The following is a 24518-nucleotide window of genomic DNA, read 5'->3' as shown; positions in this document are numbered from 1 at the left end:
TGGGATTTTATAATTTATCTTCATATTTTTAATTCAATCATACATTCAAGCTTCTTAAACTCATCCAAAAAATTGTACGTCTTAGGTACAAACGGTGAATAGAATTCTCTAACAACACCACTTCCATCATCAATATATCCACGGCCTTTAATTGGCTTGTTAAAGAACGCCTTGTTTTTACTTTCTTCACCATATACCATATAGTACCCTTGAACTGAAAGTTTACCTAAAGTGACACGGCACATCATATTGTCACGTACCCCACTTGGAAAATCACTACTATCAGGTTTCTGTGTACCCAAAATCAAAAAAATCCCAGCTTGTCTGGCTTTCATAACTAATTGTTGAACAGCAATATTGACACGCTCTAAATTTTTATAGTCACGGCCAAGCATCCCATAAAAAGCTTTCCACTCATCGAAAATAATAAATTCTGGAGGCATTCCATAAAAGGCATAGTTTCTACCAGATTCATACTTTTCTAAAGATTTCATATATTTGAACCTCTGCTCCATCCGCTTGATAGCATCTTCTAGACATCTAATCATAGTTTCTCCTTGCCCAAAGAAAATCTTACCTTTAAAAACTGGTAAATCAGATAAATCAGATAAATCCGCTGATTTAGGATCACAAATATATACAGTACCAACGGATAAAATTGCTTTAATCAATGAGTACATGAAATAGGTCTTACCGCCGCCTGTTCCACCAGCGATTAGCATATGTGGTAATTCATCATATTCCCATTTCACTCCGTTCATGAGTGTAATTGACCCATTTCGAGCTATTACTTGATCAATCGAAATCCTCTTTGAAATGACGTCTGTCATAAATGAATAAGTAACAAATCCAAAATCCATTTGCTCTGCAACCAAATCGGCCATAAACATTTCTTCTAATCGTTTGCCTAACTGCAAAAATCGATCATGATGTTGTCCCCCGTCAAGCGGCAGCGTGACATCAGTAGTATGCTTGCCTTTTTTTACATATACTTTAGGAAATTTTTCCTTAGGTTTTTTCCCAGATTGGCGTGATTCTTTTTTAATTACAAAACCACTTAGTTTTAACATCTTAGCGATCATGTCATAGTATTTGACTTTTAAAAAGTAGCCACCTTTCAATCTTGACCACACCATGAACAAATAGACAACAAAACAAGCGGCTAACAATAAGATTGTTATCACTAGAAACGGTATGATCAATTGTTGCGCTTTTTGAAAATCAGACACGACTGGTTTCAATAAAATAAAACCAATAAAACCGATTCCAATAAAAAACGGACTAAGCAAGAATAAAAAATGAAGCCACCAATCATAAAGGTGGATTTTCTTTATTCGCCGTCCGCGATACTTAAATATTTCTTTCAGCATAATTTGAATCCAACATTTTGGCTTTTTCTTCTAAATCTGAAACACAACTTCCATAAATATCGTTTAATTTTGATTGAAATTCCTTCTCTACATAGTTTTTAAGCGTCTCTTCTTGTGTACCATCGTCCGTGAACGCACAATCATACCACTTATCTACAATCGTTTGAGTTCCTTCATCATGTAAATTAGTTAACCTTCGCAGCCTATTATAAAAGAAACATTGGAATTTATCAGTCTCTTCCTCTAATATTTGCTTTTTCCTTTGGTAAAAATTCTCACGAAAATTATTTTCTTTTTCGACAGCTTTTTCGGCCAATCTATACAACCATTTTCTTAAAATTGGATTCAATTCATTGTCCTCCTGTCCTTATTTTAACTAAATTTGTTACTTATAGAACGCGCCATCATCTGTATATATGATCATAACGTTGACTCTTTCATCTCTACCCAAAGCCTCATAATCAATATAATTTTCCACAAATGAAGAAATTACTGAAGCATCCCCTTCAACAATATGCATACCATAATCTTTATCGTTTTTTCACCTCTGGCAAAAATGTCGCATCTTTCCAATTTTCAATAAAATCCTCTCGACTCTCAAAAAGATTAAAAATCAAATCTTCCGTATTTTTGACAAACTCTTTCGGTATTTTTGCTAATTCTTCTGCCCATCGATTAAGTTTATGAATCGAATCATATTCTCCAATAGAAAATGGTCCTTCATAGTCAGTTATCACATATTCATCACCTTCGCTTATTTCAAGTTTTTGGAATATGCTTTCAATTTTAACTGATAAATCAAACCAACTGCTTTTCATATTTCCCTGTCTATTAGTTTTTAAGCTTTCAACAAAAATTTTTATCAATTATTTCACCTCAATTAGTTTTATCAAACCTTTTATTCAGAGATTCTATATATCGTTGTAAATGAAAAAAGCGTACAGTTAAAGTTGTACGCTTTTAAATTAAATGTATGCTATTAGGATTTGAGTTCTTGTTTTTGCTGCTCTGGCTTTCTAGAATCTACTTTTTTATGAACCTTTTCGATTCCATCAGCAATGATTTTCAAATAGTTATTTGTTCTATTTCCTTGTCTAAAGGAATAATATTCAATTCTGGGATTAATCAATTTCACTCGATCTCCGAATTCAAATTCTATCCGCTCATATGAAACATCAATACTAACGATTTCTTCCGATAGTTGACGGCGAGATTGAACAACATACCTAACTTGTGTAGAAATGAGTTCTCCATCATCATTTTCCCTCTTCTTATCTTCCTTCATACGTAAAAATTGCAGCTCTCCAAATGTTTCATCAATATTCAGACAAATACCTTGATTTAATTCATTAATTTTCGCCATAAATGCTTTCTCCTTTATTTAACTTTTTCGATCCCTTGGGCTTTAATCATCCATCCTGCAACAGCACCATCAGTTCCAGCAGCTTGAGAAAACGGTTCACATCTGACATCTCGCAATTGTACTTCATCACCAAAACTTAAATCAGACGTATTCACACGATTCGGAATGATTATTTCTATTGTTTCCTTCTGTTTAACAGACATTAGTGCATGATAATACCCAACAGGCTGACGACGACCATTCACATATTCAGCGAATTCTTCTTTTCTACCAACATATTCTAACCGTCCAAATGTTTCTTTTGGTTCACAAATAGCAAACTCCATAAATTTAATACCTCGTCTTTCTCCAAATAATTAATTTACTTGTCCTTCAATCAAGATATACCTGACATACTCTTCTAACGGTTTCAAATCGTTTTGTACAAAATACCAGATCTCTTTTAAATCTATTGTATTATATGCATGTACTAAATCATTTCTGAATAAACGATAAAGATCCCAAGATATATCTGCATACTTTTCTTTTAGCTCGCCACTCAAGTTATGACGAATTATTTCACCAACTTGAGTAAGACTAAATGCTACTGATTTTTGATAGTCACTATCATTTTCAAACGAAAAAAAACTGTTACCAAATTTAGTAACAGTTTCTCTAATCTCACCTATAATTATTATTATATTAGTTAACGAAAACTTTTCTTTCTGATCCATAAATCACCTTCATGTCTTCTTGAATATTTTCCAAAAAGAAAGGATTTCTTTTACGATTGCTACGATTATCCAATGAAGATTTTAAGATAACATCAATTTCCTTCTCTAATAAATTTTCCAACTGATTCTTAAATGCCATCTTATCTAATAAAGAAATGATCTTAGAATTTTCTGTATCTACAACAAAATCAATGTCACTTGCCTCAGTTGCTTCATTTCGTGAATAAGATCCAAAAATATAGGCTTCATTGATTCTGTATGCCTCACAAATAGGTTTAATGACTGATTGTATTTCTTCAATAGAATAAATCATATAATCATCGTTCCTTTCTTATCTGAGTTTATTTAAGACACTTTCACAAATACTAATTTCATTCTCAATATCTACTTTACACGATATTGAACTATTTGAAAACTCCCTTAATAAACCTTTCAATTCTTGTAATCTTGATTCAACTAAATCTTTTAGATACGCAACTTCTGATTTTTTTAAATCGTCCATACTAATCCCCTGCCAATACAATTACATCAAAATCATCTAATATATCTAACAAGTAATCCATCAAATCCTTAAGCTCATTTATGCTATATGCATTCCTCAAATAATAAAATAAATTAACTTCCGAATGATTTTTAGCAAAACATATTCGTTTATCTTTCCAACCAATTAAACAACCAACTATCTTAATTAAACGAGCAGTCCTTCGAACTAGTTCAACTTTTGACATCTGTTAATCCACTCCTGTTTCCTTTTTTCTGCTGCTAAGAATTGTAAAGAAATAGCCTCCTGTCAAATTATATTTCTGATTGTTCATTCCGCTGGTCATGACATGCTAATGCTATTATCAGATAAATTCATGGCACTAACACGCTCTGAACGGAAATATAGATACACTTATCTCAAAGCTCTTTATCAGTCAAGCACTCACTAGTCTTGTTACCAAGTCCTAGCAATCCATCTAGTGCTATCAGCACTCCCTCTGACCGTGTCAGGCGAGCGTCTTATGGATTTTATAAATGGTTTCCACTACCAACCAAAGCGTTTTTCCCTTATAATGAAATCAACCACGATTTGCAAAGGGGAGACTCTTTGTATGGGACCTACAACCTTTCCAGCCTCTAACCTCTTTCGAGTAAGTCCGCTGGATAGATTGCAGGTTCCTATTTATTTTTCAATGGACAATTAAGGCTAAGTGCCTTAGCGAAACAACCTAAAATCCGACACATTAAGTTGCTTCTCTAAAACGCTATCCTTTTAAAACAATTTACTAAAATTCAGTTTCGTTTTCGAAACCTAGGTTTTAAAAAAAATTATCTATTTTTTCCTTTAATATTTCCGATAATCCTTTCGCTTCTCCCAATGAGAAATCTCTTCCATTTGTTCTATTAATCTTGAGATTAAAGGTTGAGCGATTCATATCCATTTCATCTGCAACATCTGTTTGAGTCCGGCCTTGCTTCTCGATTAAACTTTTCAAATTATTGTATGGATTCTTGAATTGTTGTGCTGTGACCATATCCCACCTCCGTGTTTCGTTTTCGAAACTTTATAGTTATATATTATCATAGCAGTTTACCGTGTCAACAAAAAAATTATAAAAAAACACACTTGTTGCGTTTTCGCAACAAGAAAGATATAATATCAGATAGAACATAGAGGGGAGGAGCTTAAATTGATTGGGGATAAGTTGAAACAATTAAGAATTGAACGACACTTGACGTTAGAGGAATTAGCAAAGCAGCTCAATGAAAAGTATCCAGATACAGCTAAATTCAATAAAGGAAAACTATCTAAGTGGGAGAATAACAAGGAAGAACCAAAATTATCATCTGCTAGAATTCTTGCTGACTTCTACAATCTGAAAATCGATGACTTTTTTTCATAAAACGATGATAAAAAAAACAATTCATCTTAAATTTTTTAAATTGCTAATAAGATTCTAAAGAAATATAACGTCAACAAAGAAAGCATATCGAGTGATATGCTGCCCTCTTTGACAATGAGTTAGTTTTTCATTCATACGACTTAAGCTAAAACAAAGAGTAATTATCCGAACTGTTCTTACTCTTTGTTTTATTTTAATTAGTCGTTTTGATTTACCATTCTAGTATTTCAGATAACTCAACAAATTCCATTCTATATTTAGAAGCATCAATTTCATTTTTTATTTTTTTGTCATTAAATTCAATAACTTCTCCATTGTAATCGTACTTAAAACAGTCTTCATGATTATTTTTTAAAAAAGTCGCAATATGTCTAGGAAAACCGAAGTTTTGGATTTCAAGTATTAAACTATTTGTTGTACCATATTCTAGATAATCCGACCAATTGTTTTTCGGAGTCATCTCTTTTGCACTCATTAAAAGAATGTAGTTATTTACATAACTTTTAATTTTAAAACGAATGGTGTTTTCGATATCAGACATAAGGTTATTTATTAATATATTAATATGATTTGGATTATTCTTTTCAAATCTCACATATTCATTTTGGCTTAATTGAAAATTTCTGCTTATCCCTTTGTTATCATAATACTCTATCGTTTGTTTAATAATATAATTTAACGGTTTCGAATTAACCCAATGGTGCATCAAAACTGCATAATATTCCAATTTAGTCGTACTATCTTTGTTGACTAATGGTTTTTTCCCACCGCTCTCATCATCTTTCCAATGATAGCGATCATACAATATTTCTAAGAGCTTTAAACATGATTTATAATCAGTTTGACTCGGCAATTCTTGAAGATCATCAGAATTGAAAATTTCATTTTGAACATCAACTCTTATTGTTGTGCTTTGAGCTAATATTTCTTCTGGTATTTTTATTTTACTATCTATTTCTTTAAGAGTTTCTCTTCCATCTGGATTTTTTTCTAAAAAAACATTCCTTAATAAAGAATCACTTTTTAATGAATTATGATAAGTTAAGATATTCCCATAATTCTCAATAGATTTTCTTTTTTCGAAGTCTTTACCTGTTCTTAATTTCTCTGTAGTATAAGGCTTTTGGGCAAGAAAATTTTGAATATTTTTATACAGATTTTGATCATTTTCACGCATTATCGCTGGTTTAAGGCTTTCAATTTTTTTAGTTTGTAGAACTTCGATATCCCTTGAGTTTTTCCAATAACCATCTTTATCTATTATATGACAACAAAATATATTTCCACTTAAGTCCTGAGCTAACCTTCCTGCTCGTCCGGCAAGATTCCAAAAGTCTATACTATTCATTTTTCGTATACCAATTTTAGAACTAATAATAAAAATATTTTTTGCTGGTAGGTTTACTCCTTCTAATAATGTCGATGTACAAAACAAATATTTTATATGTCCTTCCTTAAAAAGACGCTCAACTCGTTCTCTAATTTGTTGTGGCATTCCGCCAAAATGAAATGCAACACCTTTTTTCAAGCAATCAATAAGAAAATATTGTTCGTGAATCGAAGATCTTATGTCGGTTATTAAGTCTGAAATCTCACTATTCTCTATATCTTCTAATGACTCAGAAAAATAACGAGCATGGTTAATGGTATAATTTATAGTATTACAATAAACTATATTTTGATTTGATTCACCTAGCCTTAATAAAACTTCTCGTAGGTTCTCTATTTCTCTTTCTTGTTCATCTATTTTTCTAGAGAATTGTAATCCTTTAAGAGTAATTGACTTACCAAAGTCAGAAAACATTATTGACTTCTCATTTAAGCAATCAATAAAAAATCGATTTTGAGTAACAGGAGATTCAGTAATCGCAGTACTCTCTTCTGTACTATTATTAAATAATTGCAAAAAAACCTCTACATTAGGAATATTAGGGGAAGCAAAATACATTTTTACACTTTTTCTTTTAGCCTGCGTGAGCGCATGATATAGAAGAGGCGTTCTTGAATCATCATTTAATAGTTTGTGTGCTTCATCAACAAAAAGGTAATTTATTGTTGGGTTATCACTGTCTGAAAAATAAGATATCAATCTCTCAGCTGTGAAAACAAAAATATATTTCATTTCTTCACTCTTATACAGTAAAGGAACCTTTGGATGAGAAATTATTTTATAATTTTTGTTTTTCATTTCGGTTTTCAATTTTAGTGAAACTTGATTTATTAAAGCTCTTGTTGGAACTAATATCGCTATATTGTCTGAGGCATTTCTTTCGCTAATTATATATTTCATAAAAGCCTCAAATACAAAGGATTTACCAAAGGATGTTGATCCAGAAAAACTATAATGATTACTATTCTTTAATTTCTCAAATATTTTATATTGAGAATCAGTGAAGATTTTATCTGATTCAGGAGCTTGTTGCATAACCTCTTTTATTATTTTTTCTCTTTGAATTTCCTCTTCATCAAATTCCAGGTTATTTTCAGATACTTCTAAAGAAGGAAAATTACCTAACTTTGTCAATACGCTCGTAGAAAAAAGTTTAAAGTAATCTTCGTTTTTATATTTACAATTTTCATGAAGTAAACTGATTATTTTTAATGATAAATTTCTAGCATTTTCATCTCCTGATCGAGACAAAATATCCGCAAATCTAAGAGAATCCCTATATTCTTTTTCGGTTAAATTTTCTCCATCCTCATTTCTAAAAACAGCTTCTCCATAGACCTTTTCAGACTTATGAATAAGTCTTTTTAAATAAGAATCATTGAGAGCTTTGTTTGCCATCTCTTCAATAAAATTCATATTAGGTAATCAACTCCTTAATCATCATTTTCCTAGAATCATCTAGCTTGGAGAAAGGAAGAACATAAATATAAAATGAATGCCCATGTAAATCATAGGTATCGATATATTTTTCAATATTTTCCTTTCTACTTTCAACCTCAGCCTTGACAGTAGTATTGATATAATCTCTAAACTGATCATTAGTTAGTGTTTTTCTTTGTTGGTCATAATTCATTTCGTATCCCACAAAGATACCAAAAGCATCGTCCACAACTGGAGCATCTTCTTCACTGGTAGGATAAATTAATTTTTCAAGAAAATCTTTTTCTTCTGCAAGAGTTACTTCTTTTTCTAAATTACTAGTTAATAAACCTTTCTCAAAAGATATACCACTTTTTTCATTTCCTTTATCGTTTATACCCTCTTTAAAGTTCTTAATAGAGATAAAAGCTTCTCTAAGACCTGTTGTAAGATCTAAGTTCAGCTTGGATTCACCAAATAGAAGCTGATAATTTCCATTAGGTAATCTCAAATAATGAAGGCCATCAGCTCCATGAACATACATTTCACTAGAGGTTTTCAATTCTAATTTAGATAAAATTTTTGGGGCATTTAAATGTCCCTCAAGAAAACAAAAAAGAAGAAACTCTCCAAGTTCTCCTGTATTTCTTTTCCATTCAATGAATTTGTTTCGAGCTTTCTTAGCCAAAACAGCAGGTCTATCTCGATATTTAACTCTAATTTCTCTAGATAAGGCAAAATTACAAATAGAACCTAACAGAAATTCACAAGCATTTGTATAATTGAATTCATTCGCGTTAATTAGAAATGTGAAAATCTCTAATTTATTGGCTACAGGAATTTCAACTGTGTGAACGTGGTTAGTTACCTTGGTAATATCATTAGATTCATTGCTAACATCCATATTTTCAACTCCTATTTAAGATATAATTTAATTAAAATAATTATACCATTCAGGAAAGAAATAACATGGTATTTTTTGAAAATTAAATCCTTTTGCGAAAAAATACAATTACAATTATACACTAATGGGAACTATTGTTCTATTTTTATCTTAAGATTATATAAAAAAAATTTTCAATTATAGTGGGAAATTATAAAAAAGAGCGTAACCGAAGATATAGCCGATGTGATATTGTTTTAATTACGAAACAATTTGACAACAAAATGCCAAATATTTATTTCTGTACAAAACAGATATCACGAGACCATTGATATTAAATTTTTTTTCGAATGATTAATTTGTGATTTTTTTCACGTTAAGAATAAACTAATATCAAAATGTCACCTTTAAAAACTTCCTTATTTTTGAAACAAGCTTACCATATCAATCATTTTTAACCGCAAAAAATTTTGAACTTAAATAGAAATATGGTGCAAAAAAAAATGACATGCTATAATTTAGATAGTATCACTTAACCTTGATTAGATTGGAGTAAAAAATGAATAATGCCACAAAAATTGCTATAAATCATATTAACGATGCCGTAAAAAATGACTCTTTAATCGTTTTTGTAGGTGCTGGTGTATCATCTAACTCTGGTCTACCTAGCTGGAATGATTTAATTGACGAATTAAAAAAAGAAATATTAATTGATTCTAACGAGAGTGATTATTTGAGGATTGCTCAGTATTATTTTGATACCGTTGGACAGTATAAATATTATCAGAAGATAAATAGTATTTTTAAAGACTATATAAATGCTGCCCCTAATGAAATTCATGATCAAATACTTAGACTTAAACCTAGGCATCTAATTACTACAAATTACGATACTTTATTAGAACGTAAGATGAACTCAGGTATTGTAAAGTATGAAGTGATTACACAAGATTCAGATATTCCATACTCTAGATCAGATCATTACCTCATAAAGATGCATGGTAGTTTAGAAAATAAAAATTTTGTATTAAAAGAAGAAGACTATCTTGATTATGAAAATAATTTTTACATGATATCAACATTAATCAAATCATTAATAATGAATAATACCGTTTTATTCATTGGATACTCTTTAAATGATTCAACATTTAATTCAATTTTTAGATTAATTCAAAAAGGATTTAGCGGCCATGCCAGAAAAGCATTTTTCTTTACGCCTCTTCCTTCAAATACAACTGTAGTTGAATACTATAAAAACAAAGGTATTCAAGTAATTAATGGAAATGACACAGGCGAAGATTTAGGGAAAAATACAGCAGATTTTTTGTATAAAATTCAAAATGACCCTAACAGAATTTCTCTTACTTCTGATGAACTTTGGGACAATATAAGCTTTCTAAATAACTTATATTTTGTAGAATCACATGATGTAGCTTCTTTCGCAAAACTTGGAAAAAACGTTACTCTCAATCCAGATAATACTTGTAACTGGCGAAATAAGAATGAGAACGTTATAAAAGTATCTACTAATAAAAAGTTCATTGAATTCTTGAACTCAAAAACTTCGTTACAATCCTTTTTAGATTATGAAAGGGATAATGATCAAACTATTTCTCAAAATCCAGTCTTATCCCCAGCCTATGAGCTATTTTTACAAAAAAATTATTCCGATGCCAAAGTAAAATTTAGAGAAATTGCTAATATGTCTTTTGAGAAAAAAGATTACTGGAATTATTTAGTTTCAGAATTTAATGTTATGCATATAAGATTCGGTTTTCAAAAAGAGATTCCTTTACCTCAGTCATCAACTGGCTATGAGAAATTAAATAAAGTAATTGACTCTCTGATTTTGAATGGAGATGACAAAACAAAACAGCTATGTACTTACTTTAGAGACGAAGTTTTAAGCTTTCGATTTATTTATCGAAAATTATTTAAGTTTGATGAATTTTTAGATAAATTTAGAAATGAAAGAAGTAATTATAGAAATGGCGGTTCTTCCTCTAACAATAATTTATGGAGCTTACAATATAATTTTCAATCTCTAATAAATTTTGTTGAATCAAACTGTATAACCATTCAGCATCATAAAGAGTTTTTACAAATTGTTAATCGGTATTTTGAATGTCTTCTTATTGCTTATGATAATTCCAATTATCAGCCAAATGAAAATGCTTTTTTTGGCGAAACATCATCAATAATAAAAGAGCTAACGCTAGAAAATATAAAAAATATAATCCCCTATTTAAATAAAAAAAATGTAGCAACATTATTGGACAACTATACCTTATCTAAAATAAAGATATCTATCGATGCTAAAAATTACATTATAAAAGAAATCTCATCACTTTTACGGGTAATGAAAGAGCAGTATACTTATTATGTCTCTGAACAAATGATAACCTACATAAATTTTCTATCATTTGTAGATGATATCGATCCTTCAAAAATAGTATCATTATTGGAAAATTTCACTATAAGTAAAAATAATTCTGATGAAACAAAAAAATTACTTATTATTCTTATCAATGAATTCGACTCCCTTGAAGAAAATAATTATAATAAATTATTTCTAATAATCACCCGACAACTGAGTGACATAATCACTTTAAACGTTAATGGCATCCATAGAAATAACTTCTACTTATACTCGTATATTTTAAAACGAATTATAAAGAATAATAAAGAGTTAAATATATCGGATAAAAATTTAGAAGATACTCTTTATTTAATCAACAATATCGAGAATAGATTATTAGAAATCGAACACTTTGGTAAGTTATTAGTTAATTTTTACGATTTATTTGACAATGACTTAAAAGGTATAGTCAAGAAAATACTAAGAAAATATGAGAAAAAAGATGAAATAGATCTAAATGTGCATTTTATTATAGAAATAATTCTTGCTGACGTTTATAAGTTCAAAACTAAAAAAACATATGTTTTACAAAGTATAAAAACTACCTTAGAACAAACAGACAATCTTACCATAGAAGTTTTTCCTAACCCCAAAGAAACAGCAATATCAAATTTATACTCATTGATTCAAAAAAAATATTTTACTATAGACCAAGTTAAAAGTGTTTTAAATTTCGAAAGCATCAAAGGAATTTTTCCAGAAGTAGATTGGACATTATTTAAAGTCTATGATGACAACACAATAGACAAACTATTAAAACATAGGACCTTTAAAGAAGTGCGTGAAGTTTTTGGGAAATCAAAGAAGGAAAGACAGATTCTGGATAGCTGGATAATAAAACAAGCAATGTCAGAGAAAGTTACTTTTCAGAAAAAATAAATTAATCAAAAAGCCAGAATGAAACATTTACTAAGTTTAGTTACTAAATTTTTAATCTGCATTATGTTTCACTCAATGATTGTTCCAAACATCATTGATTAACATATAATGAGGTACTATCTCTACAAAAAAAATACAAAGAGTACTATCATTTCAGATAATATTCTTTGTATTTTTTTAATAATAGGCGTGAGAACATTTTGAGAACCAAACTGATATTTTCTTTATTTTTGTACAAAACAGATTTTATAGAAATGTTGATATTAAAGGTTTTTCATAATAAATCACCTAAAAATAATATTTACGCTAAAAACATGAACTTGCGAAAATTTTCTGTTTAATCGATCGTTCGGCGAAAGGCCTTTAATTTTACTTTGAATTTTTCTAGCGTCTGCTCGGTTTCTTTTTCGATGCGTTCTGTTTCATAATAAGCGACCATGTCATGGTAGAAAGATAGCATCGACTCACCGAAGCGCAATGCCGAGATCTCGTACATTTTTCTAGCAAGAACTTCGGGATCAGCAGGAATCTTTCGTTCATAATAATCAATAAATGCTTTTGCGAAATCCCGATCACTCTCATAGGTGACGCCTAAAGACGGATCATCGATCAAGGTGTTTAAGTAGTCATTGCCTTCAACGACTAACGGTGTTCCAGCAGCCATTGCTTCCGTGTAAGTCAGTCCTTGTGTTTCTGATGTGGAGGCACTGACGAAGTAATCCGCAGCATGGTAATAGATCGCCACTTTATCATTTGCCACTTCACCGACAAATTGAACATGGTCAGATAAAGCCATATCCACCACTTTTTCTTCTAATTTTTCTTTATGCGGACCTTTCCCAACGATCACTAATTGCGCATCAGGAATCTTCGTTAAAATTTCTGGCATGCCGTCGATGATTGCTTGGATATTCTTTTCATAAGAAATACGACTGAGGGAAAGCAGCATGGGTTGATTCTCAGTGATGTCCAATTTCTCCCGCAATTCTTTTTTCATGTCAGTTGTAATATCCGGTCGGCGAAACTTCTCAACTTCGATCCCTGTGGGGATGATCCGCATTGGTGAAACCACACCATACCCTCTCAGCGTATCGATGACCCGTTCACTTGGACAAACAACACCTGTCGAGTGGTTGGCAAATAGCCGTGAAAGATATTTCACGTGAGATGGTCGTAAGACTTTCCCGTTTGCGATGTAGTGCAAGTAATCTTCATACATTGTATGGTAGGTATGGATCACAGGAATTTGCAATTTACGCCCCACCATTTTCCCCAACATCCCAGAACCAAACTCTGTATGGGTATGGATCAATTCCAATTCTAATTCTTTGGCGATCAAATAGGCATACAACATGCCGCGAACCACGATTCGCCGATCTTTGAAGGACACAAACGGGACACTTGGCATGCGAATGATATCTTCTTCGTCCAGATCAGCATTTGGATCGGTCGTTGTAAAGATATACACTTTATGGCCTTTTTTCTCAAGCTCTTCTTTCAATGTCTTGATCGATGTCGCCACACCACTTACCTGGGGGAAGTAGGTGTCTGTAAAAAATCCGATTTTCAAAACGGTACCTCCAAACTTTACATTAGTTTCTTCATTCCGTATTCATCACTTTTGTATAAACCTCTTGTAATTTAAACCCAATTTCATCAATACTCTTTTGCTTTGCTGTTTCATAACCCGCTTCACTCAACGGTGGCAACGTGCCCTCCACGATTCCTTTGATTTTCTCAATAAATCCTTCATTGGTTTTTTCCATGTATGCATTGTGCCCATTACTTAGCCACCCTTTATAAACAGGAATATCCCGAACGAGCACATTTTGGCGGCTGGCTAACGCCTCAAGGACTACGATCCCTTCTGTTTCTTCATAAGAAGGAAAGAAGAATAAATCGGCAGCGGAATATGCGCCTTCGATAATGTCTCCTTTGATATAACCTGGAAACAACACATTTTCTGGATGGTCTTCATTGACGAGGTCGCGGATCTGTTTAGGAATCGTCATCATTGGTGTATGACCAAACCAGATAAACGTATACTCAGGCAACTGTCTAGCTATCTCTACAAAATCAAGAATGCCTTTTCGTTCAAAAAATAAACCGACGGATATAATGACTTTTTGATCTGGTAAGAGATTGAAATACTCGCGAAAGGCTTTTTCTTTCTCTTGATCCGGCTGATATTTGTCAAGATCGATGCCGTTTGAGATCGCTTCGATCGGTACTTGGATACCATACCCTTCCAAAAGTTCTTTCGAATAAGGAGTCGGGGTGATCAACTGATCGGCTCTAGAATAAAGATTGATCAAATATTTTTTATATAATGGCGAAAGCTGGTTTGAGCCGATAAATGAATTCCGAAAATCCTCTTCTGTAGAATGGGCATGGTAAATCACTTTTTTCCCTTGTCTTTTGGCTTTGTTGACCATGTGCATACTATTGATCCCATACGTGTTGATATGAAGGATATCATAGTTCTCATCATTTTTATCAAGAGTAAAAGGAATCCCGACAGATGTCAGTGCTCGTTGCTGATGGGCCAACGCTCGACCGATACCTGATTTAGCTAATAATTTTTCTCCTTCAAAATAAAGAAGTACTTTCAAAGATGATTCCTCCTTGGAAATGCTTATATCTGATATTAGTATACCATAGGCAATCGGAGACATACTCCTACCATGGTCCTAGATTTTGTTCCCCATTTAATCATGATACGTGAAAAACTTACGGAATCATAGCTTTATACAAAGATATGACAAAATTGTTCGTTTTCTGAAAAAACGAGCAGGCTATTGCAAGTCAAATCGAACAAGAAGGCTTCTTATAACAAAAAAAAAGGCAACAAGCTAAATTGCTTGTTGCCTAGAAATGATTAGTTTACATACTGTTCGATTAGCTCAACAACTTCTTCCATTGTATCGCAATCTTCTAAAGCACGTTTTGCTAATTCTTGCATGTCAGTCGTTGACAAGCGTTTCATTAAGCTACGTGTTTTCAGAACAGATGTTGCACTCATTGAGAACTCATCTAAGCCCATACCTACAAGAAGCGGCACAGCAGTTTGATCGCCCGCCATTTCTCCACACATACCAGCCCATTTGCCTTCAGCATGCGCTGAATCGATCACGTTTTTGATCAAACGTAAAATTGATGGGTTGTATGGTTGGTACAAGTAAGACACGCGCTCGTTCATGCGGTCTGCAGCCATGGTGTATTGGATCAAGTCATTGGTACCAATACTGAAGAAGTCAACTTCCTTCGCAAACTTGTCTGCTAAGACAGCTGCTGCTGGAATTTCGATCATGATTCCGACTTGGATCTCGTTAGAAACCTCAACGCCTTCGTCAATCAATTTTTGACGCTCTTCTTCATACATTTTCTTCGCAGTACGGAACTCTTTCAATGTTGCAACCATTGGGAACATAATACGTAAGTTTCCGTGAGCAGAAGCACGTAACAACGCACGAAGTTGGGTACGGAACATGTCATCCCCAAGTTCAGATAAGCTGATACGCAATGCACGATAGCCTAAGAAAGGATTCATTTCATGAGGCAATTTTAGGTAAGGAAGTTCTTTATCGCCACCGATATCCATTGTACGGACAACCACTGGTTTGCCAGCCATTCCTTCTAAAACTGCTTTGTATGCTTTGTATTGGTCTTCTTCTGTTGGGAAATCAGGAGAATCCATGTACAAGAATTCAGTACGGTATAAACCGACTGCTTCTGCACCATTGTTGTGGACACCTTCTAAATCTTTTGGCGTTCCAATGTTCGCAGCTAATTCAAAGTGCTTACCATCAGCGGTAACTGTTTCAGCATCTTTCAATTTTTCCCATTCTGCTTTTTGTTCTGCGTAGGCTTTCCCAGCTTCAACAAATTCAGCTGCTTGGTCATCTGTCGGGTTGACGATAACGTCACCGATAATACCGTTAACAGCTAAGATGTCGCCCGCTTTCACTTTTGCAGTGATCTCCATTGTTCCAACGATTGCTGGGATTTCAAGAGAACGTGCCATGATAGCGGAATGAGAAGTACGTCCACCGATATCTGTTACAAAAGCTTTTACAAAGTTGCGGTCTAATTGTGCAGTATCACTTGGTGTCAAGTCATGCGCAACAACGACTACTTCTTCGTTGATCATTGAAGGATTAGGCAAAGTCACATTCAGCAAATGCGCCAAGATACGTTTTGCGACATCTTTAATGTCAGCTGCCCGTTCTTGCATGTAAGCATTGTCATCCATTGCTTCAAACATACCAATATACATGTCAGTAACTTCTTTCAACGCAGCTTCTGCATTGACTTTGTTATCTGTCACGTTTTGTTTGATTTGACCAATCATCTCAGGATCTGAAAGAACCATTAAATGAGCATCAAATACTTGTGCTTCTGCTTCACCTAAAGTTTGCGCTGCTTTGTCACGGATTTGTTGTAATTCCGCTGTTGACTTCGCTAACGCATCATCTAAGCGTGCTTCCTCTGCTGCAGTATCTTCAACTGATACTTTTGAAAAAGATAAATCAGGTTGTACTAACAGGTAGGCTTTCGCAACGGCTACACCATCACTAGCAGCAATTCCTTTTAGCATCTCAACCATTATTCAGACAAACCTTCTTTTTTCATTGTTTCTACGATTGCAGCGATTGCATCTGCTTCGTCAGCACCTTCAGCAGTGATAGTTACATCAGAACCTTGGCCAACGCCTAATGACATTACGCCCATGATTGATTTAAGGTTTACTGATTTACCTTTGTACTCTAAGTTGATATCAGAGTTGAATTTGCTTGCTGTTTGAACCAATAATGTAGCTGGACGTGCGTGAATCCCTGTCTCAGCAACTACGTGAAAATCTTTCTTTTCCATATTGATCAATCTCCTTTATGATACGTTTTTTTGTGTGAAGGCAAAATTTCCATGCATGCAATGACACCCGAAAAAAATCGCCCTTTCAACTGTTAAGATTACCATTTTTTTCCTCGATAGACAACCGTTTTCTCTTAAATAAACGATTGAAATAAATGTCCTATTTATTTTCTTGCACATAACGGTAGATGATCTTCCCATTTAAGCCCGCTTCTCCGACAAAAGAAGACCGATCTTCCAACTGGAGCCAGACATCTCTAAACGCCAGGAATTCTGGCTGTTGGACAATCAATTCTTGGATCTCTCCATTGCGCAAACGCGTTATTTCTGAAGCAAAATCTCTGTTCTCCATTCTCAATTCTCACCTCTTTCTTTCTATTATAATGGAATTACTTTTTATTTAAAAGACGCTTCTGCTAATGAAAGAGCGGCAAAAATTTTTACGAGTAAAATTCTTGCAGTCTGACAAAAAGTTAGTATAATAGAATTATGGTCAGTAAAGGTCAATAACACATTACCTCGAAGATGACCGTTTCTATGCACACAGCCCCTTTTCTTTTACAAGTGTAAAAAAGCGCCGTAAAATAAGGGTGTTGGAACAAATATGAAAGGTCGTGAATCTATGCTTTGTCAAAATTGCGGCAAAAATGAAGCGTCTATTCATTTATATGCCAGTGTCAATGGTCAAAGAAAACAACTCGATTATTGTCAAAGTTGTTACCAAAAATTAAAAGCTCAATCTGGGAATGCTGCAGCTGCAATGGCGCAAGATCCTTTTGGATTCGGCAATATTGATGATCTATTTCGTCAAATGTCTCGCCAGATGCAGCAAGGAAATACCCCTTATGAACAAACCCCTCCGACGCAAACCGGCGGTAACGGTTTTGTCGGCGGTCAGCCTCCACGCAATAACCAAGCAGCTGCAGGTCTGTTAGGAGAATACGGTATCAATATTACCCAAATGGCTCGTGATGGCGAAGTCGATCCAGTCGTAGGTCGTGATTCAGAGATCAAACGAGTGATTGAGATCCTTAATCGTCGAACAAAAAATAACCCTGTGCTTATTGGTGAACCTGGGGTTGGGAAAACTGCCGTCGTTGAAGGGTTAGCCCAAAAAATTGTTGATGGTGATGTACCACAAAAACTGATGGATAAAGAAGTCATTCGTTTGGACGTTGCGTCTCTTGTTCAAGGCACAGGTATTCGTGGACAATTTGAAGAACGCATCCAAAAATTGATTGAAGAAATCAAGCAAGCAGAAAACGTGATTTTGTTTATTGATGAAGTCCATGAAATCGTTGGCGCTGGTGCAGCTGGCGACGGAAATATGGATGCTGGAAACATCTTAAAACCAGCTCTTGCTCGTGGAGAACTACAAATGGTCGGAGCAACGACGTTAAATGAATACCGCATCATCGAAAAAGATGCTGCTTTAGAACGCCGTTTACAACCAGTACGTGTGGATGAACCTTCTGTGGAAGAAACGATCCGCATCTTAAAAGGTTTGCAACCACGTTATGAAGATTATCATCATGTGAAATATACTGATGAAGCGATCGCAGCTGCCGCTACCCTTTCTAACCGATACATCCAAGACCGATTCTTGCCTGATAAAGCAATCGATCTACTAGATGAAACAGGTTCTAAGAAAAACTTGACGATCCAAATCGTTGATCCAAAAACGATCGAAAAGAAATTACAAGAAGCAGAAGAACAAAAACAAGCTGCCTCTCGAGAAGAAGATTTCGAAAAAGCTGCTTACTATCGCGATCAAATCAATAAATTGCAAAAAATGAAGGAACGCCAAATCAGCGAAGAAGAAACGCCAGTCATTACCGAAAAAGACATGGAACAAATCGTTGAAGAACGGACGAATATTCCAGTTGGTGAATTGAAAGAAAAAGAACAAACGCAATTGAAAAATCTTGCGGATGACTTGAAAGCTAAAGTTATCGGACAAGATGAAGCGATCGATAAAGTAGCCAAAGCGATCCGCAGAAATCGGGTCGGTTTAGGCAAACAAAATCGTCCGATCGGCTCTTTCCTATTCGTCGGGCCAACCGGTGTCGGGAAAACCGAATTAGCAAAACAATTAGCCTATGAGATGTTTGGTTCTGAAGAATCGATGATTCGTTTCGATATGTCAGAATACATGGAAAAACACAGTGTATCCAAACTGATTGGCTCTCCTCCTGGTTACGTTGGCTACGAAGAAGCGGGTCAATTGACTGAAAAAGTTCGTCGGAATCCATATAGCCTGATTTTATTAGACGAAGTGGAAAAAGCCCATCCTGATGTATTGCATATGTTCTTGCAAATTCTCGATGATGGTCGTTTGACGGATGCCCAAGGACGTACAGTCAGCTTTAAAGATACCTTGATCATCATGACAAGTAATGCTGGAACTGGCAAAGTTGAAGCCAACGTCGGCTTTGGCGCAGCGCGTGAAGGCATCACTCGTTCCGTGTTAAATCAATTGAACAATTACTTTACGCCAGAATTTCTCAATCGCTTTGACGGGATCATCGAATTCAAGGCACTAAGCAAGGAAAACTTGTTATCGATCGTGTCCCTTATGCTGCATGATGTCAATCAAACACTTAGTCATCAAAAATTGCATATCGATGTTCCACAAGACGTGCAAGAAAAACTGGTCGATCTAGGTTACAGCGCAACGATGGGTGCTCGCCCATTGCGCAGGACCATCCAAGATCAAATCGAAGACGGGATTGCTGAATATTATCTTGAGCATCCTCAAGTCCGTCAGTTAAAAGCACAATTGGAGGATTCCGATAAAATCGTTGTAACTTCAGCTGAATCCTCTGCACTTCCTGAAGAAACACCTTCTGCTGAAGACGAAAAACCATCGGAAACAGATGAGCAATAACGTGTCAAAACGGTGACCAATCCGTTCGTTTTGCCAGACAACCATGTTTTGCCAAAAAATTGGGTAATTCCGAGTTGTCTGGCTTTTCTTTTGAAAAAAAACGACCTATAATGTTATTAATAAATACATAGAATGTGAGGTGAGTCTGGTGAAATTAATCAACGTTACAAACAGCCATTCTCGACTAGTATTGAATCAACTTGAAAATACCGACGCAGAACTTGTAAAGGTTTACACTGCCGGAGACACGACCGTGATCTTTACCTCAGCGCCGAACCACAATGAAATTTTGCTGATCAATAAAAAACGGAATATTCGCCCGACGGAAGTAGAAGAAATCAAAAATTACTTCTTGAAAAAATTACCTGATGGCTCCTATGATCCTGCTACGATCTCTGTGATCCAAATGCCCGAAGTGGTAGAAATCTCCATCAAAAAAACGTTGTCTTCCTCACGTTAGCTTTGCCTAATCACGTGTTTAAAAAATATCTATAAAAGGTGACTGTCGCAGCCCTCTTTTATAGATATCTTTTTTTGTCTTCTCTCCTCCTTCTTTCGCCTAGTACTTCGACCAACGCTACCTGATAGTCAAGCAAAAAAAGAGAGCGTTACGCTCTCTTTTTCAAGTATATTTATTAGAAATCATCGACTGGATCATCACATGTAGATTGTGCCAATCCTTGGTACTATGAACATTGCCAAAAAATGTAAATTTCTGTGACTCATTATGGATCAGCACGCCATCAGAAACCAGTATGTCTGAGTCTCCTAAGTTCGAACTAAAGTGAATCACATTTTCATTGTAAATTTTCAATAGTTTGTTCTTAATGACCGGAATATATTCTGGGTGGTTCAAAAGAGAAATACCAATGCGAATCGGTTCCTCTTTTTGGATAGGTAAATAAGATGCTGTAATCTGAGCGATTTTCCTTAAGAAAAGGGCTTCTTTTTCTATTACAAACGAATGGCGCTGCAAGACGGTCGCAATCAGCTCCTCCACCTCTAATACGCGTTCGTTCGTAGAGGACAAATCTTCAGTAGACACAAAACTATCCAAAAAGAGATGAAGACAGCCCCATGTATTCATCACTAATTCATAGGTAAGAAACGCTTCGATCGCTTTGGAAAGATCATACTTTTGCGACAAGACAGCCACAACATCGGCAGAAAATTCGACCAATGGATTCCCCGAGAGGTTTCGCAGCTGTTTCCCCAAAAGAAGTTTCTCTTGATCCGAGATCGTTTCAGGTATGAAGAGAAAAACCCAGAAATGATAAAAAATCTGTTCTTTCTCGATATCTTGCTGACTTCTGATCGGCAGCAGCTTGATCACTTGTTTTTCCCCATTGAGTTGCTTGATTTGCTCATAAATAGCGATGGAAGCTTCGTCTAATTCATTGACGATATAGCCCCTCAACACCGCATTTTCAATGATTGAAAACATAATGTCGTGCTTCACTTTTGTAGTTTTCAACGGCTCATATTCTTTCGCAGCTAATTCAACGCTTGCACGGGTGCGCTGATTGATGTAAACATTACAAGCCATGATCTCAACTAAATAGTGGTACATCCGCACACAAGGCTCTGCCCCTGTCAGATCAATGGAATCTGTATTGTTATTGATAGTAATCGGGACATTTTGGATAACCAGCATTTTTTTCAGATAGCTGATCAATTTATAACAATAAGAAATACTAAAAATCAATTCTTCTGAGATGTCCACCATACGGGTCTTTCTTTTTCTTAACAAATAGGATAATAGACGATAATAAGGAGATTCTAAGAAATACTTCTTCTTTAGATTCACAAAAATATGCAGGCTTTGTTCTTCGTTTAATTCTCGTGACAAATAAACGGTTCTCTTTTTCAACAAAAAAATAGACTCGTCAAAGGTCGTAAACTCTCTCATATCTTCGGCGATTTCATTGATCAATATTTTCACCTGATACAAAGATTTGTTTATCGTTTCACATATTTTATCAAGAGACAGCTGCTTCTCCAAAATGATATTTCTAATAATAGTTAATTTATCTACCTGTTTTTTGGTTAAATAAAACCTATACAACTTTTCTATATACTCCAAAATTTTTTACCCGCCTTATTTAAAAAGTATCCTAGTTTCCAATTATAGTAAAATAAACTTAAATTTGAGCCTCTTTTTTCATTAAACGGACAATTTTAATAAAAACTTCAGAAAAATCCCCGCTTCTTTAAAACAGAACGGGTGAGAAAAACTTGTGAAACGATTCTTACCTTTTGTAACAAAAAAGTGTTGGAAACCATTAAAAAGATCCTGGGAATTAGCGGTTTCCATAGACTTAGAAAAAATTCGTATTCTTTCATTGATTGGTAAGTAACTTGGAGAATAAAATCATTTTCTAGCTGGACAAACTTCTTTGAGGAATCAAGTTCATTTCAAAGAGCTTGTAATAAAATATCTTCTCTTTTTAGCCAGCAATCTTTGTATTCATAAATGTTGATAATCGACAATTCATCGCTCATCTCATTAATTGCCCGCATAATTTCTTCATCATCCGAATCAACATTGCCAATGACATGCAAATCATAATGAATACCCGATTTATCCACGCACTCAACGATATAACTGATGACATCTCCCCAAAAATGTTCCAATCGATGCGTGCCTCCTGCTTTTTCTAGCCTTGAACGTTCAGCGATACACAAAACGTTTTTCGAAGAGTATTGCAAGATGTTGATTTCCCCTAGTGATTCTGCTAAGTAGTCAAGAACCGATTGCCGATCATCCTCTTGATCCACAATTAAATTTCTCTCTAAAATCGTGTTCGTCTTGTTGCTGAAAAAGCGCACAGTCAACATGGTAGCATTCTTTTGTCCACTGAAATTTATTCTGGTTTGCAGCATTTTGATTCACTCCTTAAAAGAACTTTGATCCTCTGCTATTAAGGATATAGTAAGAACCAGCTGATTTTTATCGTCTTTTTTTCAAAAAAACTACAAATAAAATAATCATTGTCACTCTTTTTCTTTCTACTAACTAAAAGACCTGACGATTAGAAACGAGGGCAACTTCATAAAATTAAGAAAGACAAAAAAACTCTTTCAAAGCTTTCTTCAAAGAGTCTGATTGTATATTCCTAAAAAATTATGCTTCCTATTAAAATCTAGGGTTCATGAGATAGCCATCCCACACAGTTAGTTTTTTTGAGATTTCTTTATAATGAAACAAACATGAACGTTTATTAACACAGGAGTAACCTTGATGTCTCTGTCGCGTGAAGCTAGAAGAATTGTAGGTGCAGATTACTAATTGAATGAAAACGTTAATTGATATTTTTTCATAAGTAACTTTGATATACCTATCCAATAGGAACGCATAAATAGAATCATACTTTTCAATCCCCACCCTACGCAACTGTTCATACGCGTAAAGCTACTGCCAAAATAGTTTCTTAAAAATGATAGAAAGTTGATTTCTATTGAATTGCAGGTGTTCACTGAAGAAATATCAGACATGAATTTTCAGAACTACTTTTGCTGATACTACTGACCCAAAAAAATTCTCAGAGACTACGAATAATATTATATTTCTTTTTAGGTCCAATCCTAGTTGGAACGACAATTCTTTCAACTCTGAGAAGACTTTGACTTAAAATAAAAGCCAAAATATAACCTGCAACAAATTTACTTTCATAGTGATTATTACCGAATTGATAATTCATAGACAGAAAGATCGGTCGACTTGATAATCAACATCATTTGACCACTAGAATATTTTATTAAATTATTTTATAAAAAAATCAGATTAATAAAATACTTTCTACTTTTTCATTAAAAATAGCGAAAAAACGGATAATAACATAATACACCATCATTGTATACTTTATTTAAGCAGTAAATCATCTGCAAAAATTAAAGTGAGGTTTTATTATGAAAAAAGTTATTTTGGGTACTACATTCATTGCATCTTTGTTGTTAGCTGGGGGAGTCAACGCGTCTGCTGTGACAGGTGTCCCTGACTCGAAAACGATTCCGATTGAACTTGCCTATGAAGAAACAGCAACATTCGAGTTTAATGACGACATCGAATTGGAAGAATCTGTACAGATTACTAAAGATTTATTAACCGACGGAACTGTGGAAGGAACTATCTTAAATGTAGGTGGTACTTTGACCAATTTAACTGCTTCTACAGCAATCGTTACTTTTGTTGTAGAAGCACCTGTTGGTTTTAATGGAATCCAAATAGACTCCTATAATCTAGACGATTTGACTGCTGCACCCGTTGAAACTGCTTCCACTCCTGAAGGAACAAACATAACATTTACGATCAATCGAGAATTTGCACAAAAATTTGCTGAATTAGAAGAAGGTGATGAGAAACCTGTAATTACAATAAGAGCACAAGAAGGTAATCCTGATAACGGTGACAATCTATCACTATAAATTTTAAAAGGA

24 protein-coding genes are annotated in these 24518 nt (G+C 34.3%); 5 read left to right on the top strand and 19 right to left on the bottom strand.

The window, feature by feature from the left end:
• Window positions 1-20: 20 nt before the first annotated feature.
• The 10 genes from IGI72_RS07860 to IGI72_RS07815 form a co-directional block, all read right to left on the bottom strand.
• A complete protein-coding gene (locus IGI72_RS07860; RefSeq protein WP_438753768.1) occupies window positions 21-1370 on the bottom strand; it encodes an FtsK/SpoIIIE domain-containing protein in 1350 nt (449 codons plus the stop codon).
• Window positions 1351-1719, bottom strand: a complete 369-nt coding sequence (locus IGI72_RS07855) for a hypothetical protein (RefSeq protein WP_270288202.1) — start codon at window positions 1717-1719, stop codon at window positions 1351-1353. The genes IGI72_RS07860 and IGI72_RS07855 overlap by 20 nt, the downstream gene beginning before the upstream one ends.
• 181 nt (window positions 1720-1900) lie before the next feature.
• Window positions 1901-2236 (bottom strand): antirestriction protein ArdA, encoded by a 336-nt coding sequence (locus tag IGI72_RS07850; protein ID WP_270288201.1) that lies wholly within the window; start codon window positions 2234-2236, stop codon window positions 1901-1903.
• Between the two features lie 113 nt (window positions 2237-2349).
• The gene (locus IGI72_RS07845) at window positions 2350-2733 is read right to left on the bottom strand and encodes a DUF961 family protein (RefSeq protein WP_438753766.1); all 384 of its coding nucleotides are present in this window, start codon (window positions 2731-2733) and stop codon (window positions 2350-2352) included.
• Between the two features lie 14 nt (window positions 2734-2747).
• The gene (locus IGI72_RS07840; RefSeq protein ID WP_270288199.1) at window positions 2748-3059 is read right to left on the bottom strand and encodes a DUF961 family protein; all 312 of its coding nucleotides are present in this window, start codon (window positions 3057-3059) and stop codon (window positions 2748-2750) included.
• 30 nt (window positions 3060-3089) lie between these two features.
• Window positions 3090-3446, bottom strand: a complete 357-nt coding sequence (locus tag IGI72_RS07835) for a HepT-like ribonuclease domain-containing protein (RefSeq protein ID WP_438753762.1) — start codon at window positions 3444-3446, stop codon at window positions 3090-3092.
• Complete coding sequence (locus tag IGI72_RS07830) at window positions 3415-3759, bottom strand: nucleotidyltransferase family protein (protein WP_270288198.1); 345 nt, start codon at window positions 3757-3759, stop codon at window positions 3415-3417. Before IGI72_RS07830 ends, IGI72_RS07835 begins: the two co-directional genes overlap by 32 nt.
• Window positions 3760-3777: 18 nt before the next feature.
• On the bottom strand, window positions 3778-3948 hold the full coding sequence (locus IGI72_RS07825) for a hypothetical protein (protein WP_438753760.1): 171 nt from the start codon (window positions 3946-3948) through the stop codon (window positions 3778-3780).
• A gap of 1 nt (window position 3949) precedes the next feature.
• Complete coding sequence (locus IGI72_RS07820; RefSeq protein WP_438753758.1) at window positions 3950-4174, bottom strand: hypothetical protein; 225 nt, start codon at window positions 4172-4174, stop codon at window positions 3950-3952.
• A gap of 573 nt (window positions 4175-4747) precedes the next feature.
• Window positions 4748-4963: an XRE family transcriptional regulator gene (locus tag IGI72_RS07815; RefSeq protein ID WP_438753756.1), complete on the bottom strand. Its 216-nt coding sequence runs from the start codon at window positions 4961-4963 to the stop codon at window positions 4748-4750.
• 156 nt (window positions 4964-5119) lie between these two features.
• On the opposite strand from IGI72_RS07815, the gene IGI72_RS07810 reads away from it, so the two are divergent.
• Window positions 5120-5332: a helix-turn-helix domain-containing protein gene (locus tag IGI72_RS07810; protein ID WP_438753754.1), complete on the top strand. Its 213-nt coding sequence runs from the start codon at window positions 5120-5122 to the stop codon at window positions 5330-5332.
• Between the two features lie 211 nt (window positions 5333-5543).
• On the opposite strand, the gene IGI72_RS07805 is transcribed toward IGI72_RS07810, so the two are convergent.
• Window positions 5544-8138, bottom strand: coding sequence for a DEAD/DEAH box helicase (locus IGI72_RS07805; protein WP_438753751.1), 2595 nt, complete (start codon window positions 8136-8138; stop codon window positions 5544-5546).
• Window position 8139: 1 nt separating this feature from the next.
• Window positions 8140-9045, bottom strand: a complete 906-nt coding sequence (locus IGI72_RS07800) for a HamA C-terminal domain-containing protein (protein ID WP_438753748.1) — start codon at window positions 9043-9045, stop codon at window positions 8140-8142.
• 538 nt (window positions 9046-9583) lie between these two features.
• On the opposite strand from IGI72_RS07800, the gene IGI72_RS07795 reads away from it, so the two are divergent.
• Entirely contained in the window at window positions 9584-12322 is a 2739-nt protein-coding gene (locus IGI72_RS07795) for an SIR2 family protein (RefSeq protein ID WP_438753746.1), read from the top strand.
• Between the two features lie 337 nt (window positions 12323-12659).
• On the opposite strand, the gene IGI72_RS07790 is transcribed toward IGI72_RS07795, so the two are convergent.
• The 5 genes from IGI72_RS07790 to IGI72_RS07770 all read right to left on the bottom strand — a co-directional run bounded on the left by IGI72_RS07790 (window position 12660) and on the right by IGI72_RS07770 (window position 17546).
• Window positions 12660-13892, bottom strand: coding sequence for a glycosyltransferase family 4 protein (locus IGI72_RS07790; RefSeq protein ID WP_081116859.1), 1233 nt, complete (start codon window positions 13890-13892; stop codon window positions 12660-12662).
• A gap of 31 nt (window positions 13893-13923) precedes the next feature.
• Window positions 13924-14934 carry a glycosyltransferase gene (locus IGI72_RS07785; protein WP_015509568.1) on the bottom strand — a complete coding sequence of 337 codons (1011 nt, stop codon included), beginning with the start codon at window positions 14932-14934 and terminating at the stop codon, window positions 13924-13926.
• Between the two features lie 266 nt (window positions 14935-15200).
• The gene (gene ptsP, locus IGI72_RS07780; protein WP_005225882.1) at window positions 15201-16928 is read right to left on the bottom strand and encodes a phosphoenolpyruvate--protein phosphotransferase; all 1728 of its coding nucleotides are present in this window, start codon (window positions 16926-16928) and stop codon (window positions 15201-15203) included.
• Window positions 16928-17194: a phosphocarrier protein HPr gene (locus tag IGI72_RS07775; protein ID WP_003126335.1), complete on the bottom strand. Its 267-nt coding sequence runs from the start codon at window positions 17192-17194 to the stop codon at window positions 16928-16930. The genes ptsP and IGI72_RS07775 overlap by 1 nt, the downstream gene beginning before the upstream one ends.
• A 160-nt stretch (window positions 17195-17354) precedes the next feature.
• Window positions 17355-17546: a hypothetical protein gene (locus IGI72_RS07770; RefSeq protein ID WP_005225880.1), complete on the bottom strand. Its 192-nt coding sequence runs from the start codon at window positions 17544-17546 to the stop codon at window positions 17355-17357.
• 270 nt (window positions 17547-17816) lie between these two features.
• Here IGI72_RS07770 and IGI72_RS07765 point away from each other — a divergent pair, with 270 nt between their 5' ends.
• Window positions 17817-20081 carry an AAA family ATPase gene (locus tag IGI72_RS07765; RefSeq protein WP_428214623.1) on the top strand — a complete coding sequence of 755 codons (2265 nt, stop codon included), beginning with the start codon at window positions 17817-17819 and terminating at the stop codon, window positions 20079-20081.
• 148 nt (window positions 20082-20229) lie between these two features.
• Window positions 20230-20541, top strand: a complete 312-nt coding sequence (locus tag IGI72_RS07760) for a DUF1827 family protein (RefSeq protein ID WP_005225878.1) — start codon at window positions 20230-20232, stop codon at window positions 20539-20541.
• A gap of 162 nt (window positions 20542-20703) precedes the next feature.
• Here the strand turns inward: IGI72_RS07760 and IGI72_RS07755 are convergent, their stop codons facing one another.
• Both IGI72_RS07755 and IGI72_RS07750 read right to left on the bottom strand, forming a co-directional pair.
• Window positions 20704-22146 (bottom strand): helix-turn-helix domain-containing protein, encoded by a 1443-nt coding sequence (locus tag IGI72_RS07755; protein ID WP_438753743.1) that lies wholly within the window; start codon window positions 22144-22146, stop codon window positions 20704-20706.
• A 350-nt stretch (window positions 22147-22496) separates the two neighbouring features.
• Window positions 22497-22964: a hypothetical protein gene (locus tag IGI72_RS07750; RefSeq protein WP_016610197.1), complete on the bottom strand. Its 468-nt coding sequence runs from the start codon at window positions 22962-22964 to the stop codon at window positions 22497-22499.
• 1026 nt (window positions 22965-23990) lie between these two features.
• On the opposite strand from IGI72_RS07750, the gene IGI72_RS07745 reads away from it, so the two are divergent.
• Window positions 23991-24506 (top strand): hypothetical protein, encoded by a 516-nt coding sequence (locus tag IGI72_RS07745; protein WP_428214447.1) that lies wholly within the window; start codon window positions 23991-23993, stop codon window positions 24504-24506.
• The last annotated feature ends 12 nt before the right edge of the window (window positions 24507-24518 follow it).

It is taken from the genome of Enterococcus sp. DIV1059_2, assembly GCF_051713685.1.
Classification (GTDB): Bacteria; Bacillota; Bacilli; order Lactobacillales; family Enterococcaceae; genus Enterococcus_D; species Enterococcus_D casseliflavus.
The sequence above is the reverse complement of the archived record's forward strand: the minus strand, read 5'-3'. Positions and strand labels throughout refer to the sequence as shown.

Bases quoted from the DNA above. Each gene is read 5' to 3' on its own strand.
- IGI72_RS07860 (WP_438753768.1), bottom strand. From the start codon at position 1,370: ATGCTGAAAGAAATATTTAAGTATCGCGGACGGCGAATAAAGAAAATC.
- IGI72_RS07845 (WP_438753766.1), bottom strand. From the start codon at position 2,733: ATGGCGAAAATTAATGAATTAAATCAAGGTATTTGTCTGAATATTGAT.
- IGI72_RS07840 (WP_270288199.1), bottom strand. From the start codon at position 3,059: ATGGAGTTTGCTATTTGTGAACCAAAAGAAACATTTGGACGGTTAGAA.
- IGI72_RS07835 (WP_438753762.1), bottom strand. From the start codon at position 3,446: ATGGATCAGAAAGAAAAGTTTTCGTTAACTAATATAATAATAATTATA.
- IGI72_RS07830 (WP_270288198.1), bottom strand. From the start codon at position 3,759: ATGATTTATTCTATTGAAGAAATACAATCAGTCATTAAACCTATTTGT.
- IGI72_RS07825 (WP_438753760.1), bottom strand. From the start codon at position 3,948: ATGGACGATTTAAAAAAATCAGAAGTTGCGTATCTAAAAGATTTAGTT.
- IGI72_RS07820 (WP_438753758.1), bottom strand. From the start codon at position 4,174: ATGTCAAAAGTTGAACTAGTTCGAAGGACTGCTCGTTTAATTAAGATA.
- IGI72_RS07815 (WP_438753756.1), bottom strand. From the start codon at position 4,963: ATGGTCACAGCACAACAATTCAAGAATCCATACAATAATTTGAAAAGT.
- IGI72_RS07805 (WP_438753751.1), bottom strand. From the start codon at position 8,138: ATGAATTTTATTGAAGAGATGGCAAACAAAGCTCTCAATGATTCTTAT.
- IGI72_RS07800 (WP_438753748.1), bottom strand. From the start codon at position 9,045: ATGGATGTTAGCAATGAATCTAATGATATTACCAAGGTAACTAACCAC.
- IGI72_RS07795 (WP_438753746.1), top strand. From the start codon at position 9,584: ATGAATAATGCCACAAAAATTGCTATAAATCATATTAACGATGCCGTA.
- ptsP (WP_005225882.1), bottom strand. From the start codon at position 16,928: ATGGTTGAGATGCTAAAAGGAATTGCTGCTAGTGATGGTGTAGCCGTT.
- IGI72_RS07775 (WP_003126335.1), bottom strand. From the start codon at position 17,194: ATGGAAAAGAAAGATTTTCACGTAGTTGCTGAGACAGGGATTCACGCA.
- IGI72_RS07770 (WP_005225880.1), bottom strand. From the start codon at position 17,546: ATGGAGAACAGAGATTTTGCTTCAGAAATAACGCGTTTGCGCAATGGA.
- IGI72_RS07765 (WP_428214623.1), top strand. From the start codon at position 17,817: ATGCTTTGTCAAAATTGCGGCAAAAATGAAGCGTCTATTCATTTATAT.
- IGI72_RS07750 (WP_016610197.1), bottom strand. From the start codon at position 22,964: ATGCTGCAAACCAGAATAAATTTCAGTGGACAAAAGAATGCTACCATG.
- IGI72_RS07745 (WP_428214447.1), top strand. From the start codon at position 23,991: ATGAAAAAAGTTATTTTGGGTACTACATTCATTGCATCTTTGTTGTTA.